We start from the raw sequence: 14,464 nt of genomic DNA on the forward strand, positions 1-14,464 counted from the left end.
TGAAAAACAGTATTTCATGAAGCTCGGGGCTGTCTAGGAAACCCGGGGCGATTCAGTACTTGTGTTCGCCGTGACGCAGTTTGCGGCCGAATTTCTGTGCCATTGCGTCGTCTGAGAGATAGGTAATGTGGCCGACCATGCGTGCCAGGCGCAGGCCACGCACGGGGACCACGCCATGCGCGTAATAGTTGCCACCGTGGAAATCCGGGTCGGTAAGGATGGCCTGGCGGGCGACCTCGTTGAAGGCGATGTTCCCGGCAGAAAGCTTGGGGGCCGCGGCGATCACCATTCCGTGGCGTACACGCTCGGGGTAGCGCAGTGTCCAGGCCAGAGCCTGCATGCCACCCAGGCTACCGCCGAGGGTTGCGGCGAGCGTATCGATGCCCAGGTAGTCCATCAGCCGTGCCTGGGAGTCGACCCAGTCTTCCACGGTCACGAAGGGAAAGGCCGAGCCCCAGGGCGTGCCTGTGGCTGGATTGAGTGTCTTCGGCCCGGTGGAACCGAAACAGCCGCCCAGGTTGTTTACACCGATGACGAAGAATTTGTCGGTATCCAGCGGCTTGCCCGGACCGACGAGGTTGTCCCACCAGCCGGTGCTCTTGGGTTTGTCTGCATAGTGGCCGGCTACGTGATGGGAGCCGGAAAGCGCGTGACAGACCAATACGGCGTTGGATTTTTCGGCATTCAGCGTGCCATAGGTCTCATAGACCAGATCGTAGGCGGGAAGCGTGCTGCCGCTACGCAGCGGCAAGGGCTCGGAGAAATGGGCCGTCTGTGGGGAGACGATACCGACACTGCCAGGATTGTGTTCGCTCATGACATCCAGAAACCGGACAACAAAAAACCCGGACGGCTAATGCGCGACCGGGTTGGTGATTGCCCCATCGCTTTAGCCGCATTTGTTTGACGCGCCCGCAAGCTGAGATCAAATCGGCGCGATGGAGGCGAAAACTTACTCCCGGGGCGGGCAGAAGTCAAACCTGCTGGAAAGCCGTGCAGCGTATTGATGAGTGCGTGTGAATGGACGTCAGCATAGGTCTTACCTGCCGAGCCAGGGGGCCTCGGGGATCCGGATCAGCTGGTCACACAATCCTGTCAGCACTCAGCACTCAGCACTCAGCACTCAGCCTCAGAGTTTTTCCATCGCTTCGCGGATCTTCTCCGGCTCGTCCAGCTTGAGCAGCTTGGCAACCTTGGCGGCGAGGTCCGTGGCGTTGGCGCGTAGGATCTCCTGCTTGATTTCGAGTATCTGTGATGGGTGCATGGAGAACTGCTGCAGGCCCATGCCCAGCAGCAGGCGCGTGAAGGCTTTGTCACCCGCCATTTCGCCGCAGACCGAGACCGGCAGGCCGGCCTTGGCACCTGTCTGGATGGTCAGCGCGATCAGGCGCAGGATCGCCGGGTGCAAGGGGTCGTAGAGGTGAGCGACGGCTTCGTCGGTACGATCGATGGCCAGCGTGTACTGGATCAGATCGTTGGTACCGATGGAGAGGAATTGCAGACGCCTCACGAAAGCGCCTAGTGATAAGGCCGCAGCCGGGATCTCGATCATCCCACCCACAGGGATGTGCTCGTCGAACTTCACCTTTTCCGCACGCAACTGGGCCTTGGCCTGCTCGATGGCGGCAAGCGCGGAATCCACTTCGTGGGCATGCGCGATCATCGGAATCAGGATGCGGATCTTCCCGTACAGCGAGGCGCGCAGGATGGCGCGCAGCTGGGTGAGGAACATCTGGGGCTCGGCCAGGCAGTAGCGGATGGCACGCAGGCCCAGTGCGGGATTGGTCTCCGGGCGGGGGCCGCCGGTGTTCAAGGTCTTGTCGGCGCCGATGTCCAGCGTGCGGATCGTCACGGGCTTTCCGCCCATGGCGCGTGCCACGGCACGATAGGCCTCGTACTGCTCGTTTTCGTTGGGTAGCGTGTCACGGTTCATGAACAGGAATTCGGTACGGAACAGGCCGACTCCGTCCGCATAGATTTCCTTCACGCCGGTGACGTCGCGTGGTAGCTCGATATTGGCCTGCAGGCTGATTTCGATGCCGTCGATGGTGGCCGCGCGGTTGGCCTTGAGCCGTTTGAGCTTGTTGCGTTCGAGCTCGATCGCATTCTGGCGCAGGCGATACTCTTCGAGCACGCGGTCGTCCGGATCGACGATGACCACGCCCCGGATGCCGTCGACGATGATGATGTCGCCATCGTGGCAGATATGGCGTACATGACGCAGGCCGACGACCGCCGGGATGGCCAGGCTGCGCGCAACGATGGCCGTGTGCGAGGTTGCACCGCCGACATCGGTGACGAAGCCGGCAATCTGGCTGTCGCGGAAGTGGATGGTGTCGGCGGGCGACAGATCGTGGGCAACGACGATCGCCTCCAGGTTGTCCTTGTCGCGCCGGCTGGGCATTTTCGCCGGGTGGCCGAGCAGGGCCTTGAGCAGCCGCTCTACGACCTGTACCACATCGGCCTTGCGTTCGCGCAGATAGGGGTCGTCGATGTTGTCGAAGTCACCGACGATCACTTCCATCTGTTGTACCAGTGCCCATTCAGCATTGTTGCGGCGCTCGCGTACGATGCGGATGGCGCTGTCGACCAGCATGGGGTCTTCGACCAGCATGGTATGCAGATCGACAAAGGCGGAGACTTCCGACTGGGCCGCGCTGGAGCTTTCCTTGAGGGCACGCAGTTCGAAACGGACCTTTGCTGCGGCATCCTCCAGTCGCGTGACTTCGGCCTCCACGTGACGCGGGGGGATCACCAGATGGGCGACTTCCAGCAGAGCATGCGAAATCAGATGCGCACGCCCGATGGCGATGCCTTGGGAGACAGGCAGGCCGTGGATGGCAAAGGTCATGATGGCGGCCTTATTCGCTTTCGCCGAAACGGCTGGCGATCAGCTCTAGAATGGCTTGCAGGGCGGCTTCGGCATCCTCGCCCTCGGTTTCAACGGTCAGCTTGGTGCCGTGGGACGCGGCCAGCATCATGACCCCCATGATGCTTTTTGCGTTAACACGACGGCCTTCGCGTTCGAGCCAGACTTCGGCGCGGAACTGGGTGGCCAGTTGGGTCAGCTTGGCGGAAGGGCGGGCATGCAGCCCGAGGCGGTTGGCGATCTCTGTTGTCGCTCGTGGCATTTCAGATACTCCCTTTGAAGTGGTGAACACCCTCACAGCCACCGCTGACAGCCTTGCGGCAGAGGGCATCGATATCGTGCTTCTCGCAATAGGTCAAGACGCGCAGCAGCATCGGCACGTTGACACCGGCCACGCATTCCACGTGCCCGGGGCGCAATAGCCGCATTGCGATATTGGCCGGCGTGGCGCCATAGATGTCGGTCATCACGAGCACACCCTCGCCTTCATCCAGCGATACCAGCAAGTGTTGTGCCTCGTGCAGCACTGCAGCGGGATCCTCGTCTGCAGCCACTGCCAACGCCTTCAGGTTCACAGGACGACGGTTGAGCACATGGATCGCGCAATCGATCAGTGCGTCGCCAAGGCTGCCGTGGGTGATGAGAAGGATGCCGATCATGATGCAGGTGCGGATGCGGAGGAAAACGGGTCGATTATCGTGGCGGCCGGAATGTCCTTGGTCCAGCGCAGACGTTGGCGCAGGTCCGGGGTCAGCTGGATGTGGCCGGTATCATCGACACGCAGGACATCCCGGAGTTCGAGCCGCCGGGCCATTGCCGGCCAATCGCCGGCAGCCAGGAACAGCGGCTTGCTGACTACGTCGGAAAGCAGACCGGCGTTTTCACGTGACGGGATCAGTACGGTAACGGCCTGGGTATGCGTGGCCGGGCGTGCTGTACGCGGATCGAGCAGATGACTGTAGCGCTGGCCATCGACTTCGAAGAATCGCTGGTAATCGCCAGAAGTGCCGATAGCCTCGCCGTCGTATAGCGCGAGGCTGGCCAGTGCGCCACTGCCACGTGGATCCTGAATGCCGACCGACCAGTGCTGTTTGCCTTTGGCGCCCAGCGCCATGATGTTGCCGCCGATATTGATCAGCGCATTACGGATGCCCGCTTCGCGCAACAGGGTGGCAGCACGGTCCAGGGCATAGCCTTTGGCGATGCCGCCCAGATCGATTCGGACGGCCCGGTTGGCGCTGCTGACGGTCAGACCCTCGATATGCACATCCTGCATGCCCGGATGCGCGGCCAGCCAGGTCTGCAGATCGGCCGGTGCAGGCAGGCGCGGAACGTAGGTATCGCTATGGAACCCCCAGAGTTCGATCAGACCACCGATAGCCGGATCGAACAGCCCATCGCTGCGTTGCGCGAAGTCTTGCGAAACCGTCAGCAGCCCGGCCATTTCGGCACTCACTTGCAGCTGTTCGCCGCGCGCCAGGGCCGTATTGAGCTCGGTCAGCGGAGAGGGCTGCCAGGCGTGAAGCGTGCGGTGCAGGCGGTCGAATTCGCGCAGTACCGTGCTGATGGCGGCCTGTGCTTCTGGTTCTGGTGTGCCGAAAGTAAGCACCTCGACCCGGGTGCCAAAGACGTACGATTCCTGCCGGACCAGCGGCCCTTCACCGCAAGCGCCCAGCAGGAGCAGGCACAGGCAGGCGGACAGGAGGCGCAGGCAGGATCGGGAAGGCATGTCCCGATGATAAGGGAGCAATCGCACGCCGGTCACGTGCTACGTGTCGGTGCGTTCAACGGGAGGCTGCCGGTGCGGATCTGGTTGGCGCGCCGAAAGCAGCGGGCGTGGTGTCTTGTGGAGAGAGACGCATGGCCTGGGCGTGCAAGCTTGCCGCCATGTCATTGGCGCGCAGGATGGTACGTGCGTAGACGGTGGCCTCCTGGATCTGCTCGGGGCTGTAACGGACGGCCGCCAGTCCGTGGGTCAGGGCGCGTACGGCACTGTCGGCATTGCCGAAGAGCGCCGCGCCGGCCAGCCAGACCAGGTTGTATTCGACGGCATTGCGCAAAGCGTGCCGCTGTTGCAGATGCCCCAGTTCGTGGCAGAGCAACGCCAGGCGCACGCCAGGATCCTGGACACGCTCGAAGAAGCGATCGGTGATCACGATGTCGCCACTGGGTAGGGTGAACAGCAACACTTCTGGATGGCCGCTGCGGCGGAATACCAGGCGATAGGGCGGAGCGCCGCTGGCAGGGGCTGTCAGTGTGGAGAACTGCGCGCGCAGCATCTGCTGCTCCGCGTCGGACGCGAGGCTGGGGGCAAGGTGCCGGCCATCCAGCCGCTTGAGGAGATCCTCCGAGCTCTGTCTGATCCAGCTCGCAGGCAGGCTGTCCGCCAGATTGCGCGCCAGCGTCGGCGCAGCCAGGCTCGCGCCCAAGCACAACGCGCCCAGGCAGGCGATGAAGATCAGCAGCAGGCCGAGTCTGGTTCGCGGCCGCCGTCGGTGCGTTCTGAGCGCAGACGGGGGCTCACCTGCGTGCTCGGAGAGTCCGAAGACGTGGGGCATTTTCTGATGTGGAATGGGGGAGGACAGATGCCTTGATTATGTGAAACCGCCTCGTGCGATCTGCCGCCGCGCCCGTAGGTCTGTAACAGAATTAAGGGCAGCCGCGGGCAGAAAGGTCGTCGTTCAGCCTTGCCCGTCCAGTGCCTGGATCACGCATAGCGCGGGGTCGCAATCCGTTTCGTGCGCGATCTCTACCATGCAGGTCGGGCTGGTGACGTTGATCTCGGTGAGCTGGCCGCCGATGAGGTCCAGTCCTACGATCAAGAGGCCGCGCTCCCAGAGTCTCGGGGCCAGTGCTTCAGCCACTTCACGTTCGCGCGTACTCAGTGGCATCACCACGCCGCGCCCACCTGCAGCCAGGTTGCCACGTGTTTCGCCTGCTTTCGGGATGCGTGCCAGCGCGTAGGGGATCACTGCTCCGCCAATCACCAGCACGCGTTTGTCGCCTTCACTGATTGCAGGGATGAAGCGCTGCGCCATGATGCTGCGGGTACCGTTCGCGGTCAGCGTTTCGATGATGGTGTTGCGGTTCGGATCATCGTGGCGTACGCGGAAGATTCCGCTGCCCCCCATGCCGTCCAGCGGCTTGAGGATCACGTCTTCCAGTTCGTCGATGAAGGCGTTCAGATCCCCGGCTGCGCGGGCAACCAGCGTTGTCGGTGTGAATTCCGGGAATTCGGTGATCGAGACCTTTTCCGAGTGGTCACGGATCGCGCGTGGATCGTTGAATACCCGTGCGCCCTGAGCCACGGCGCGCTCCAGGATCCAGGTGGCGGCCACGTATTCGGCATCGAAAGGCGGATCCTGGCGCATCAGCACTGCGTCGAGTGCATTCAGCGGCAGACTCTGTGCAGCCCCTGCCTCGTACCAGGTCTTATCGTCGGCAGATACGCGCAACGGCGTGGCGCGCGCGCCGACCAGTCCATCGCGCACGGACAGGTCTTCGCGACCGACGGCGAACACCTGATGGCCGCGTGCCTGTGCGGCACGCATCATGGCGACGCTGGAATCCTTGTAGGCTTTGAGCTTGTCGAGCGGGTCGACGATGAACGCGATCTTCATGCCGCAACCACCTCCGCCGGTGCCGTTTGCTCCAGCTCCAGGGCGCCGGCCAGCAGCGCCAGGCAGGCAACCACGCCATAGGCGTAGAAGCGGTTGGGGGCCGCATCAGGCCCCTTGCGACAGTCCGGGATGTTGCAGCAGGTCTCGAAGGCCAGCGGCTCGAAGTGCATGCCCGGCGCGTTGAGATTTTCGTCGCGCCCACGTTCGCCGTGCACACGGTAGAAACCACCGATCACGTAGTGGTCCATCATGTACACCACGGGTTCGGCAACGCCACCGTTTACGGTTTCCAGCGTATGTACGCCTTCCTGGATGATGACCTCGGAGACCTGCAGGCCTTCCTTGACCACGCTCATCTTGTTGCGTTGGCGGCGGTTAAGCCCGATGACTTCTGACGCGTCGTGTACCGTCATCACGCCCATGCCGTAGGTGCCAGCGTCCGCCTTGACGACCACGAAAGGCGTCTCAGTGACGCCGTATTCGGCGTATTTCACGCGGATACGGGCGAGCAAGCCATCGATCTTGGCGGCCAGGCAGTCTTCACCGGTGCGCTCGTGGAAATTGATCTGGCCGCAGCGGCCGAAGTAGGGATTCAGTAGCCAGGGGTCAAGCCCCAGCAGGCTCGCGAACTCTGCAACCACCTGATCGTAGGCGGCGAAATGCAGCGATTTGCGTCGTGTGGCCCAGCCCGCATGCAGTGGCGGCAGCAGACGCTGGCCTTCTAACCCTTGCAGGATATCGGGTGCTCCCGCAGAGAGATCGTTGTTGAGCAGGATCGCACAGGGATCGAAGCCCGCCAGCCCTAGCCGGTTGCCGTGGCGTTGCAGCGGCTCCAGCAGCAGGCTGCCACCCTCAGGCAGTTCGATGCGCATCGGCTCGGTCAGATCCGGGAGCAGGGAGCCGATACGGACTTCCATGCCGGTGAGTCCCAGGATGCTGGCGATCCTGGCAACGTTCTGCAGGTAGAACAGATTGCGAGTGTAATTTTCGGGGATCAGCAACAGCTTGCTGGCCTTCGGGCACAGACGCTCCACGGCGGCATTGGCTGCCTGTACACAGAGTGGCAGCAGTTCTTCACCGAGGTTGTTGAAGCCGCCGGGGAACAGGTTCATGTCCACCGGGGCCAGTTTGAAGCCACTGTTGCGCAGGTCAACGGAGCCGTAGAAAGGCGGTGTGTGGGCGATCCACTGGTTGCGGAACCATTGTTCGATGCGGGTGGCGTTGTCGAGCAGCGTCTGTTCGAGCGCTAGCAGTGGGCCGGAGAGGGCGGTGGTCAGATGCGGCACCATGGGGGATCTCTTTCCTCTATGCAGGCACAGGCCGGGCGGGCATCTTACTCCATTCGTCAGGGTGGCGTTCCCGGTGAAATGGCAGCAAGTGTCAATCACCGGTTCCGTTAAAATGGCTGGAATACCGGGCTTCGATGCAGGCAGCGCCGGTAGGTTTCCAACATGGGGTTGAAGGCATGCAATACAAGGATCTGCGCGAATTCATCGTGCGACTCGAAGCCATGGGCGAGTTGCGGCGCATCCGCGTTCCGGTGGACACCCACCTGGAGATGACCGAGATCGCCGACCGTGTACTGCGTGCGGGTGGCCCGGCCCTTCTGTTCGAGAAGCCGACTACACGTGGTGCGCCGCAGGCCATGCCGGTGCTGGCCAACCTTTTCGGTACCCCGCGGCGTGTGGCGTTGGGCATGGGCATCGATGAAGCGGCGTCGCGCGATTGGCAGACGCCCTTGCGCGAAGTCGGCAAGCTGCTGGCCTACCTGAAGGAGCCCGAGCCGCCGAAGGGGTTGCGCGATGCCTGGGAGAAGTGGCCTGTGCTCAAGCAGGTGTTGAACATGGCCCCGAAAACCGTGAGCCGTCCTGCCTGCCAGGAGATCGTGCTGGAAGGCGATGCGGTCGATCTGGCGCAGCTGCCGGTGCAGCATTGCTGGCCGGGGGATGTCGCGCCGCTGATTACCTGGGGCCTGGTGGTCACGCGTGGGCCGCACAAGAAGCGTCAGAATCTGGGTATCTATCGCCAGCAGGTGATCGGCCGCAACCGCGTGATCATGCGCTGGCTGGCACATCGCGGTGGCGCGCTGGACCTGCGTGAGTTCCAGCAGGCCGATCCCGGCAAGCCTTTTCCCGTGAGTGTCGTGCTGGGTTGCGATCCGGCGACCATTCTCGGTGCGGTGACTCCGGTCCCGGACACGCTTTCCGAATACCAGTTCGCGGGCCTGCTGCGTGGTGCGCGAACCGAACTGGCGCAGTGCCTCGGCAATGACCTGCAGGTGCCGGCGCACGCCGAGATCGTGCTCGAAGGCGTGATCCACCCCGACGACTTCGCCGCCGAAGGCCCCTACGGCGATCACACCGGTTACTACAACGAAGTGGCCGAGTTTCCTGTGTTTACCGTCGAGCGCATCACGATGCGGCGTGAGCCGATCTATCACAGCACCTACACCGGCAAACCGCCGGACGAGCCCGCCATGCTCGGCGTGGCACTCAACGAGGTTTTCGTGCCGCTGTTGCAGAAACAGTTTCCGGAGATCACGGATTTCTACCTGCCGCCCGAAGGTTGCTCCTACCGCATGGCCGTGGTGAGCATCCGCAAGGCTTATCCGGGGCACGCCAAGCGCGTGATGTTTGGCATCTGGAGCTTCCTGCGCCAGTTCATGTACACCAAGTTCATCATCGTGGTGGATGAGGATGTCGACGTGCGGGATTGGAAGGAAGTGATCTGGGCGATCACCACCCGCATGGACGCCACGCGGGATACCACGCTGGTCGACAACACCCCCATCGACTATCTCGACTTCGCCTCGCCGGTGGCTGGCCTGGGCAGCAAGATGGGGCTGGACGCCACCAACAAGTGGCCGGGCGAGACACCGCGTGAGTGGGGGCGGCCGATCGTAATGGACGACGCGGTGAAGCGGCGGGTGGATGCCTTGTGGTCTGAACTCGAACTTTGACGGAGCTTGCCCTATGGCGCAGCAGAACACGCTCGATGTGATCGATGGCAAAACCTGGCGATCGATGGCAAAACCTGGCGCCCCGCGACGGACAGCGAACGCCAGCTGGTGACCTTGCTCTACCTGCTGCACGCGATCGGCTTGGCCATCGGTGCCTTTTCACAGGCCGTGACCATGGTGGGTGCCTTCGTCTTCGGTTGGACTTCCATCGTGGCCATCATCATCAACTACATCAAACGTGAAGACCTGCGCGACACGATCCTTGCCAGTCACCTGCAATGGCAGTCCGATACTTTCTGGCGCAGCCTGCTGGCCATGATCATCGCCTTTGCCCTGTACTTCGTGCTGCTGGGGTTTCTCATCAACTGGCTGCTCTACGGGCTGATCGGGCTGTGGGCGACCTGGCGCATCGTCAAGGGCTGGCTGGTTTTACGGGATGGCCGGCCCGTGGGTGAGGGGCCTCATCCGTAGACGTTCAGCCAGGCAGGGTGGCCAGGGCCGCCAATACTTCGGCGACGGTGACGTCACCGACATCTTCCGTCGCAGGTTGCAGCAGGCGATGCGGTACGCCCCAGGGATGCCAGCGAGCTGCATCTGATTTGCCGAACAGGCAGACGATGGGTTTTCCCAGCGCGGCGGCCAGATGCATGTGACCGCCATCGGAGCATACGACACGTGAGCAGGCCGCCAGGCCGGCGATCAATTCGGCCAGGCTTTGCGTGGGCATGGGCGTTAGTGGTAGCCCTGCACAGGCGGCCATGATCTGTTGCGCCTTGGCGTCATCACCAGGATGCAGCGGGTTGTCATTGGTGCCAGGTGCCCAGAACAGCGCGAAGCGCAAGGTCGGATCGGCCGCGTGCAGACTTTGGATCAAGGTTATGAAGCGCTCTGCAGGCCAGCGCTGCGTGGGTTTGCGGGCGCTGATATGCAGGCCCAGGGCCGCGCCCTGTGCCATCCGGTTTTCATCGGGTACCAGTTTCGCCTGCGCTTGGGCAAGCAAATCCGTGCGCGGCTGGATACGTGCTGGTGGCATGTCGGCGGATTGAAATCCAAGCGCCTGCAATAGCCCGGCGACACGTTCGACTTCGTGCCGCGCGGCAGGATCGGCAGGCAGATCATCCTGCGCGATCACGCGTCTGGCGCCCACCAGTCTTGCCATCCGGCGCGCGCTGGATTGCGCACCACCCGCTGGCAGCAGCACCAGATCGATGTGTTTTCGGCGTAATTGCCACAACTGTCGTAGCCGGGACCACATCGCACCGAGTGCGCTCTCGCCGGCGCCCAGATGCTTGGCCTTGGTGTAGGTGAACACGGCATCCAGATCCGGATTGCCCTGCAACACCTCGACGTTGTAGCTGGTCACCAGCGCGCCGATCCAGGCCTCTGGGAAAAGCTCGCGCAGACGATGGATCAGAGGCAGTGTGCACACCAGGTCGCCGATGTTGTCTCGGCGGATGACGAGGATGTGGCGTTTGTCGCTCATGTTGGAGTCTTTCCTCTCATCGCACCGGCCATCAGTCCGGCATAGGCCCAGAACATCGCGGGCAAGGCGATATCGTAAAAGTCGTCAGTCAGATTCTTGAAGAACAGCATGGCAATCGTCATGCCGAGTGCCAGTGCAGCATGCCTTGCTGGAGTGTCGCGACGCGCATGGGCGGCGGCCAGACTTGCAAGGGATGCCATCAGGCATAGAAAGGCAAGCAAGCCTGGCAGTCCGGTCTGGATCCACAAGCTCAGCAACAGGTTGTGCGGATGGGATTTTCCTGCCTGATCCATCATTTCTGCTGTGATAGGCGCAAAGTGGTCTGCATGAACTTGGCGCGCTACTTCCTTACCGTACCCGGTTCCCAGCAGAGGGCGCTGCATGCTGCTATCCAGCCATTGGCTCCAGATCGACCAACGAGGGTCCTTGGCCAGCGCATGCGATGCCTGCACGATGCTCTGGCCGCTTAAAGAGCCGCTTTGCCTGACCACGGTGGTGGATAACAGCGCAAGCGTGACCAATGCGCACAGGCAAATCAGTAGCAGCCCTGAGCGACCTTTGGTAGGGGCATATCGTCCGGAGCGGTAGCTAACCATCCAGATGACGATCAGGACGACCAGCCCCAGCCAGTACATGCGGTTGAAGCTCAGCAAGCCGATGAGCAGTGCCGCCAGGACGAGAGCCCCCCCCCACGGTAGCAGGCGCTCACGCCAGATCCACCAGCTCAATGGCAGGCCGATCAGCGCGAAGGTCGATGCCAGTCCGGGGCCTGGATACCAGCGGGCGATGAGGTCAGAGGCGAGTACGGCATTGGCCCCCTGGCTGACCAAGGGGATTCCCCCTTTCAGCAGCCCGCCGATCGTGGTCAGGCAGAGCAATGCGATGCCTGCCGAGCCACCCACCAGAACTCGTCGCAGCATGCGGGGATTACGTCCAGCAGCCAGCGCTGCAAGGAAGATTCCCGTGGGCGCCACGGCACTCTGGATGGCTCCGAGCAGTGAGCGCCCCGGATCGGCCGACCAGAGCGCGGACAGCAACGCGACGCCCGGCCACATGGCGAGCACCCACCATAAGACACCAGGCAGCGAATCCGAGAAGTGCGTTTGGGGGCGGCAGAATGCAGGCAGGAACAGCAACAGGCTGCAAGCGATCATGATAGATTGCGCAGCCCGCGCGTGTGCCAGAGGCAGTACTGCCAGAAGCAGGCAGAGGCTGCCCGTCTGAAGGCGTTCAAGGGGCGTCAATGCGGATCGGACTTCGGGTGAGGCGTGCTGCATTCCGTTGGGGATCGGCAGGTTGGGAGAGCGCGCATTCTATATGGACTGATGCACTTGATCCTCAGTCCTCAGGCCCGGGTGGCCAGCAAGATCATAGGGAAAACATGCGAATCTTGATCCTGAAGAGAGACAAACTGGGCGACATGCTGCTCACGACTCCGATGTTGCGTTGGTTGAGGCAACAACTGCCTGATGCACGCATCGACGTCCTTGCCAATACCTACAATGCTTGGGTGCTCGACGGCAATCCCGATGTAGACCGCGTGCTGACCTACCAGCGCGCCACCGAGGGGGGGCGAATACACTGGAAAGCTGTCGTGGCACAGCTGCAGCAGGTCTTCTCTCTGAGGCGGGAGCACTACGATTGGGTGATTGCCGCCAATGGCGAGTATTCGCATCGGGCCCTCAAGCGGGCCCGCTGGGTCGGTGGGCGCAACCTGGTTTCCTATCACGAGGGTGCCGCGCCTTCCTGGCTCTCTCATCCGCTCACGGTTCCTGCGGGTCTGCACGAAACCCAGAGGCTGACACACCTGCTTTCAGCGCTCACCGTACCGCTGCCGGAGTCTCCTCTGCCCTTGCGTTTTTCGCTGCCGGAGGAGAGCAGGCGTTTCGCCCGGGCGTGGCTTGACGAGCGCGGTTTGGCCCCGGGAGGGTATATAACGTTGGGGCTTGGTGCCCGGCGTGCCAAGCGCCAGCCGACCGCCGATCAGGTCAAGCGCTGGACCCGATATTTCCATGAGCAATGGGGCCTGCAGACCGTGTTCATGTGGACTCCGGGAAAGAGTGACAACCCCCTGTATCCAGGGGATGACGATATTGCTCAGCCTGTACTGGACGCAGGCATGCCCTGGCTGCATCCATTCCGGGGGCCGCTCAAGCCAGCGTTGGGCCTGATCTGGCACGGACGTACCAGTCTTTTCCCCGACAGTGGGTTGATGCATTTCGCTGCGGCTTCACCGGGAGGCGTCCTGGGATTCTTCGCTGAGGTGGAGGCGTCTCCTCCGCCTTCGCAATGGGCGCCCGTTGGCCCGCGGGCGCGTTGGCTCGAAGCCCCGAAGACCTTGTCCGACCTTGATGACGGCACGGTCTTTGCGGCACTGACGTCATTAGTGGAGCCGCATACGGATGAAATTCCTCCTCTTTGCACCTCGGGTGCCTGATGCGCTGGCATATCCATTTCTACAGCCGTAAGCGTTTCGGCGCCTGGCCGGACCTGCCGAACCTTACAGGTGAAGACATCTCACGGATTCAGGCCCGGTTTCGGACTGGGGTCGATGTCTGGATCATCCAGACCTGCCTGCAGCTCGCACCGGCATTGCGTCAGATGGGGCACAAGGTGACGGCTGGCCCTGAAGTCCCGGCCGGTAGTCTGCTGATTGCGCACCGCGACGACTTGGGGACCCTGTTCAGTGGCCTGCATCGCTGCTTCATCGTCTGCGTGCGCGCAGATCGAGCGCCTGCACCGGTAGCGCATGTCGAAATTCTGCAGAATGGCCTCGACCTGGCGCGAGAGCATGAAATATTCCTTCCCTCCTGGCCTCAGCCTGGATTGATTCCGCGTGATGCTGCGCGTGAAGGGCAGATGCTGCGCATGGCCTATTTCGGCCGCCAGGATTCTCTGCCACATTGGTTTTCCGATACCGAGTTCCTCGAGCAACTCGTCGCCCGGCAGATCTCTTTCGAGATCCGCCACAAAGCGTGGCATGACTATCACGACATCGATCTGGTCCTCGCTCACCGTACGGAAGCTCCCACCATGTTGCGGCAGAAACCTGGAACCAAGCTCTGCAATGCCTGGTTGGCGGGAGTGCCAGCACTCCTTTCTCCCGAACCGGAATATCAGCGGTTGCGCGAGCATCCGGACGACTTCATCGAAATCGAAAGCCCGGCTGATGTGCTGGCGGCCATCGATATGTTGAGAGTCGACCCGAGGCGTTATGCCGCCATGCGGGCGCGTTGTGCCGTACGGGCTCCTGCATTCCGCGCTGAAGCTGTTGCCGAGCGCTGGCTTGAGGCGCTCACCGGTTTTGTCGGTGAGCAATATATGCATTGGCAGGCCTGTGGTACCCGCAGCTGGTTTGCCCATGCATGGCGTCTGCGGGCACAGAAAGCTGCTTCCGCAGTATTTCGGGCGCAGATTGCCGAGGAGCTCAAGCGTATGAATGCGCCTGCGCCAGTGCGTTTACGCGAGCCGGCGGTCGTCAGCCAGAAGCACTGACCGGGCACGGATATCGCAGAGGATTGGCAAAAGCCCAT

Annotated in this window: 13 protein-coding genes, 1 pseudogene and 1 riboswitch; of the genes and pseudogenes, 4 read left to right on the forward strand and 10 right to left on the reverse strand. The window is 62.3% G+C overall.

The annotated features are described in order from the left end of the window. Positions 1–55 precede the first annotated feature (55 nt). From metX to gshA, 8 genes and pseudogenes are all read right to left on the reverse strand, one after another. Positions 56–817 (reverse strand): annotated as a pseudogene (gene metX, locus BGI27_RS04550) (homoserine O-acetyltransferase MetX); the annotation flags it as partial. A 51-nt stretch (positions 818–868) separates the two neighbouring features. Beyond that, positions 869–947, reverse strand: a riboswitch (SAM riboswitch). A 182-nt stretch (positions 948–1,129) separates the two neighbouring features. Further along, a complete protein-coding gene (ptsP, locus tag BGI27_RS04555) occupies positions 1,130–2,851 on the reverse strand; it encodes a phosphoenolpyruvate--protein phosphotransferase (RefSeq protein ID WP_095523719.1) in 1,722 nt (573 codons plus the stop codon). Between the two features lie 10 nt (positions 2,852–2,861). Then, the gene (locus BGI27_RS04560) at positions 2,862–3,131 is read right to left on the reverse strand and encodes an HPr family phosphocarrier protein (RefSeq protein ID WP_095523720.1); all 270 of its coding nucleotides are present in this window, start codon (positions 3,129–3,131) and stop codon (positions 2,862–2,864) included. Between the two features lies 1 nt (position 3,132). Then, complete coding sequence (locus BGI27_RS04565) at positions 3,133–3,528, reverse strand: PTS sugar transporter subunit IIA (RefSeq protein ID WP_095523721.1); 396 nt, start codon at positions 3,526–3,528, stop codon at positions 3,133–3,135. Next, positions 3,525–4,598 carry an FAD:protein FMN transferase gene (locus BGI27_RS04570; RefSeq protein WP_095523722.1) on the reverse strand — a complete coding sequence of 358 codons (1,074 nt, stop codon included), beginning with the start codon at positions 4,596–4,598 and terminating at the stop codon, positions 3,525–3,527. Before BGI27_RS04570 ends, BGI27_RS04565 begins: the two co-directional genes overlap by 4 nt. 55 nt (positions 4,599–4,653) lie before the next feature. Beyond that, positions 4,654–5,427 (reverse strand): M48 family metallopeptidase, encoded by a 774-nt coding sequence (locus BGI27_RS04575; RefSeq protein ID WP_095523723.1) that lies wholly within the window; start codon positions 5,425–5,427, stop codon positions 4,654–4,656. A 123-nt stretch (positions 5,428–5,550) separates the two neighbouring features. Beyond that, positions 5,551–6,489, reverse strand: a complete 939-nt coding sequence (gene gshB, locus BGI27_RS04580; RefSeq protein ID WP_095523724.1) for a glutathione synthase — start codon at positions 6,487–6,489, stop codon at positions 5,551–5,553. Then, positions 6,486–7,778, reverse strand: coding sequence for a glutamate--cysteine ligase (gene gshA / locus BGI27_RS04585; RefSeq protein ID WP_095523725.1), 1,293 nt, complete (start codon positions 7,776–7,778; stop codon positions 6,486–6,488). Before gshA ends, gshB begins: the two co-directional genes overlap by 4 nt. Positions 7,779–7,954: 176 nt before the next feature. Here gshA and ubiD point away from each other — a divergent pair, with 176 nt between their 5' ends. Both ubiD and BGI27_RS04595 read left to right on the forward strand, forming a co-directional pair. Continuing rightward, on the forward strand, positions 7,955–9,448 hold the full coding sequence (gene ubiD / locus BGI27_RS04590) for a 4-hydroxy-3-polyprenylbenzoate decarboxylase (RefSeq protein WP_095523785.1): 1,494 nt from the start codon (positions 7,955–7,957) through the stop codon (positions 9,446–9,448). Between the two features lie 6 nt (positions 9,449–9,454). After that, positions 9,455–9,919 (forward strand): DUF4870 family protein, encoded by a 465-nt coding sequence (locus BGI27_RS04595; protein ID WP_223871601.1) that lies wholly within the window; start codon positions 9,455–9,457, stop codon positions 9,917–9,919. Positions 9,920–9,923: 4 nt separating this feature from the next. Here BGI27_RS04595 and BGI27_RS04600 read toward each other — a convergent pair whose 3' ends face one another. Both BGI27_RS04600 and BGI27_RS04605 read right to left on the reverse strand, forming a co-directional pair. Beyond that, positions 9,924–10,931 (reverse strand): glycosyltransferase family 9 protein, encoded by a 1,008-nt coding sequence (locus BGI27_RS04600; protein ID WP_095523726.1) that lies wholly within the window; start codon positions 10,929–10,931, stop codon positions 9,924–9,926. Further along, the gene (locus BGI27_RS04605) at positions 10,928–12,085 is read right to left on the reverse strand and encodes an O-antigen ligase family protein (RefSeq protein ID WP_170942919.1); all 1,158 of its coding nucleotides are present in this window, start codon (positions 12,083–12,085) and stop codon (positions 10,928–10,930) included. Before BGI27_RS04605 ends, BGI27_RS04600 begins: the two co-directional genes overlap by 4 nt. Positions 12,086–12,321: 236 nt before the next feature. Between BGI27_RS04605 and BGI27_RS04610 the strand changes: the two genes are divergently transcribed. Both BGI27_RS04610 and BGI27_RS04615 read left to right on the forward strand, forming a co-directional pair. Further along, positions 12,322–13,368, forward strand: coding sequence for a glycosyltransferase family 9 protein (locus BGI27_RS04610; RefSeq protein ID WP_170942918.1), 1,047 nt, complete (start codon positions 12,322–12,324; stop codon positions 13,366–13,368). Beyond that, positions 13,368–14,426 carry a glycosyltransferase gene (locus BGI27_RS04615; protein WP_095523729.1) on the forward strand — a complete coding sequence of 353 codons (1,059 nt, stop codon included), beginning with the start codon at positions 13,368–13,370 and terminating at the stop codon, positions 14,424–14,426. Before BGI27_RS04610 ends, BGI27_RS04615 begins: the two co-directional genes overlap by 1 nt. Positions 14,427–14,464 lie beyond the last annotated feature (38 nt).

Origin of the sequence: Candidatus Dactylopiibacterium carminicum (genome assembly GCF_014736495.1) — a bacterium.
Classification (GTDB): domain Bacteria; phylum Pseudomonadota; class Gammaproteobacteria; order Burkholderiales; family Rhodocyclaceae; genus Uliginosibacterium; species Uliginosibacterium carminicum.

Excerpts from the sequence above, each read along its gene's own strand:
- ptsP (WP_095523719.1), bottom strand. The coding sequence starts at position 2,851 with ATGACCTTTGCCATCCACGGCCTGCCTGTCTCCCAAGGCATCGCCATC.
- BGI27_RS04560 (WP_095523720.1), bottom strand. The coding sequence starts at position 3,131 with ATGCCACGAGCGACAACAGAGATCGCCAACCGCCTCGGGCTGCATGCC.
- BGI27_RS04565 (WP_095523721.1), bottom strand. The coding sequence starts at position 3,528 with ATGATCGGCATCCTTCTCATCACCCACGGCAGCCTTGGCGACGCACTG.
- BGI27_RS04570 (WP_095523722.1), bottom strand. The coding sequence starts at position 4,598 with ATGCCTTCCCGATCCTGCCTGCGCCTCCTGTCCGCCTGCCTGTGCCTG.
- BGI27_RS04575 (WP_095523723.1), bottom strand. The coding sequence starts at position 5,427 with ATGCCCCACGTCTTCGGACTCTCCGAGCACGCAGGTGAGCCCCCGTCT.
- gshB (WP_095523724.1), bottom strand. The coding sequence starts at position 6,489 with ATGAAGATCGCGTTCATCGTCGACCCGCTCGACAAGCTCAAAGCCTAC.
- gshA (WP_095523725.1), bottom strand. The coding sequence starts at position 7,778 with ATGGTGCCGCATCTGACCACCGCCCTCTCCGGCCCACTGCTAGCGCTC.
- ubiD (WP_095523785.1), top strand. The coding sequence starts at position 7,955 with ATGCAATACAAGGATCTGCGCGAATTCATCGTGCGACTCGAAGCCATG.
- BGI27_RS04600 (WP_095523726.1), bottom strand. The coding sequence starts at position 10,931 with ATGAGCGACAAACGCCACATCCTCGTCATCCGCCGAGACAACATCGGC.
- BGI27_RS04605 (WP_170942919.1), bottom strand. The coding sequence starts at position 12,085 with ATGATCGCTTGCAGCCTGTTGCTGTTCCTGCCTGCATTCTGCCGCCCC.
- BGI27_RS04615 (WP_095523729.1), top strand. The coding sequence starts at position 13,368 with ATGCGCTGGCATATCCATTTCTACAGCCGTAAGCGTTTCGGCGCCTGG.